Consider the following 2,033-nt stretch of genomic DNA (forward strand, 5'->3'; position numbering starts at 1 on the left):
CTACATTGCCTGCGGCATCTCCGGTGCGATCCAGCATCTCGCCGGCATGAAGGACTCGAAGGTTATCGTCGCGATCAACAAGGACGAAGAAGCGCCGATCTTCCAGGTCGCCGACTACGGCCTGGTTGCCGATCTCTTCGACGCTCTGCCGGAGTTGCAGAAGGCCCTGTAAGCGCCAGGCCGATGCCATCCGCCGCCCCCGTGAAAAGGGCTGGCAAAAGCGCGGACTTGGCATTAACAATCTACCGGGCCGGCCAAGCCGGCCCGGTTTTGCATGTCTGATGGCGGCCCCACCGCCAACCTTTTGAAGATGGATGTTCGCCGCGATGATCAAGACGGTCGGAATTATTGGTGCCGGGCAAATGGGCTGTGGCATCGCGCACGTTTCGGCAATCGCCGGATACAAGGTGCAGATCTACGATCTCGCCGCTGAACGGATCGAAGCAGGCCTTGCCACCGTCAACGGCAACCTCGCCCGCCAGGTGTCCTCCGGCAAGATGACCGACGAGGCGCGCAAGGCGGCGCTGGCGCTGATCAAGGGTTCGTCCGATATCAACGACCTGTCGCAGGCCGACCTGGTGATCGAAGCCGTCACTGAAGACGAAACGATCAAGCGCAAGATCTACGGCCAGGTATGTCCGATCCTGAAGCCGGAAGCGATCCTTGCGACCAACACCTCGTCGCTGTCGATCACGCGCCTTGCGTCGGCCACCGATCGTCCCGAGCATTTCATGGGCATCCACTTCATGAACCCGGTTCCGGTCATGAAGCTGGTCGAGCTCGTGCGCGGCATCGCCACCGACGAGCAGACGTTCAAGACCGCCAAGGAATTTGTCGCGACGCTCGACAAGACCGTGACCGTCGCCGAAGACTTCCCCGCCTTCATCGTCAACCGCATCCTGCTGCCGATGATCAACGAGGCGATCTACACGCTTTACGAAGGTGTCGGCAGCGTCGAGGCGATCGACACGGCCATGAAGCTCGGCGCCAACCATCCGATGGGCCCGCTGCAGCTGGCCGATTTCATTGGCCTCGACACCTGCCTGTCGATCATGCAGGTGCTCTATGACGGCCTGGCGGACTCGAAGTATCGACCCTGCCCGCTGCTGGTGAAGTATGTCGAGGCTGGCTGGCTCGGCCGCAAGTCCGGCCGCGGCTTCTACGACTATCGCGGCGAAGTGCCGGTTCCGACCCGTTAATCTGGCGAGCCTCAGGCATGAAAAACCCGGCGATCCGCCGGGTTTTGTTTTTGCGCGCTCGCAAACTGCGATCAGCTTCCGGCGGCCGGCGTGAGTGCGGCACTGATCAGCGCCTTGGCGTCGTCGCTGTCCCAGGCGGCCGGGCCGTTCATCGAGCCGATCAGGCAGCCCTTGTCGTCGAGGAGAAGGGTCGCCGGCAGGCCGAAGGCCAGGCCTTCCTTCTTCATGGCGTTGAACACGCCCATCGAGGCATCGCGGTAGTAGCCGAGCTCGTGCACGGCGGTCTCGTCGAGGAACGCCTTAGGCTTCTCGTCGTCGCCGACATCGATGTTGATCGCCACCACCTCGAACTTGTCGCTGCCGAGCGACTTCTGCAGGGCGTTCAGCGCCGGCATTTCCTCGCGGCAGGGCACGCACCAGGTCGCCCAGAGATTGACGAGCAGCGTCTTGCCGGCAAAAGCCGGGACGTTGGTCGGCTTGCCGTCCGGGCCGTTGAAGTCGAGCGCGATCGGTCGCGGCGTCGAGGCCGGTGACATGGCCGCCACCTGGCCCTTCATGAACGGTGTCAGCGCGGCGACCTTGGCCGAGGTCAGCGGGCAGCTTGCGCTCGCCGTTTGAGCCGTTTCGGCCGTGTCGGCATTGCCAGACCCGGTCTCCTTCACGTATACCGCTGCCGCACCGACGATCACGCCAAACAGGGCGGCGAGCGCGAACAGTTTCACGGCCGGGGGGGATTTCTTCTGGTCGGGCATTTCATTCTCCAAGGCGGGCATTCTTCATGGCTGACGGCAATTCCGAGACGAAATCCTCCAACCAGATGTGGGGCGGTCGCTT

3 protein-coding genes are annotated in these 2,033 nt (G+C 62.9%); 2 read left to right on the forward strand and 1 reads right to left on the reverse strand.

Features of this window, described 5'->3' with window-relative positions; genetic code table 11:
* Both VGO12_RS31295 and VGO12_RS31300 read left to right on the forward strand, forming a co-directional pair.
* On the forward strand, positions 1 to 172 hold a 172-nt coding region (locus tag VGO12_RS31295; protein ID WP_208601684.1), incomplete at its 5' end, for an electron transfer flavoprotein subunit alpha/FixB family protein.
* A gap of 154 nt (positions 173 to 326) precedes the next feature.
* A complete protein-coding gene (locus VGO12_RS31300) occupies positions 327 to 1,199 on the forward strand; it encodes a 3-hydroxybutyryl-CoA dehydrogenase (RefSeq protein ID WP_034806743.1) in 873 nt (290 codons plus the stop codon).
* A 71-nt stretch (positions 1,200 to 1,270) separates the two neighbouring features.
* Here the strand turns inward: VGO12_RS31300 and tlpA are convergent, their stop codons facing one another.
* Positions 1,271 to 1,951 (reverse strand): thiol:disulfide interchange protein TlpA, encoded by a 681-nt coding sequence (gene tlpA, locus VGO12_RS31305; RefSeq protein WP_327516634.1) that lies wholly within the window; start codon positions 1,949 to 1,951, stop codon positions 1,271 to 1,273.
* Positions 1,952 to 2,033 lie beyond the last annotated feature (82 nt).

The organism is Ensifer sp., from assembly GCF_035999135.1.
Taxonomy (GTDB): Bacteria; Pseudomonadota; Alphaproteobacteria; order Rhizobiales; family Rhizobiaceae; genus Ensifer.

Excerpts from the sequence above, each read along its gene's own strand:
- VGO12_RS31300 (WP_034806743.1), top strand. The coding sequence starts at position 327 with ATGATCAAGACGGTCGGAATTATTGGTGCCGGGCAAATGGGCTGTGGC.
- tlpA (WP_327516634.1), bottom strand. The coding sequence starts at position 1,951 with ATGCCCGACCAGAAGAAATCCCCCCCGGCCGTGAAACTGTTCGCGCTC.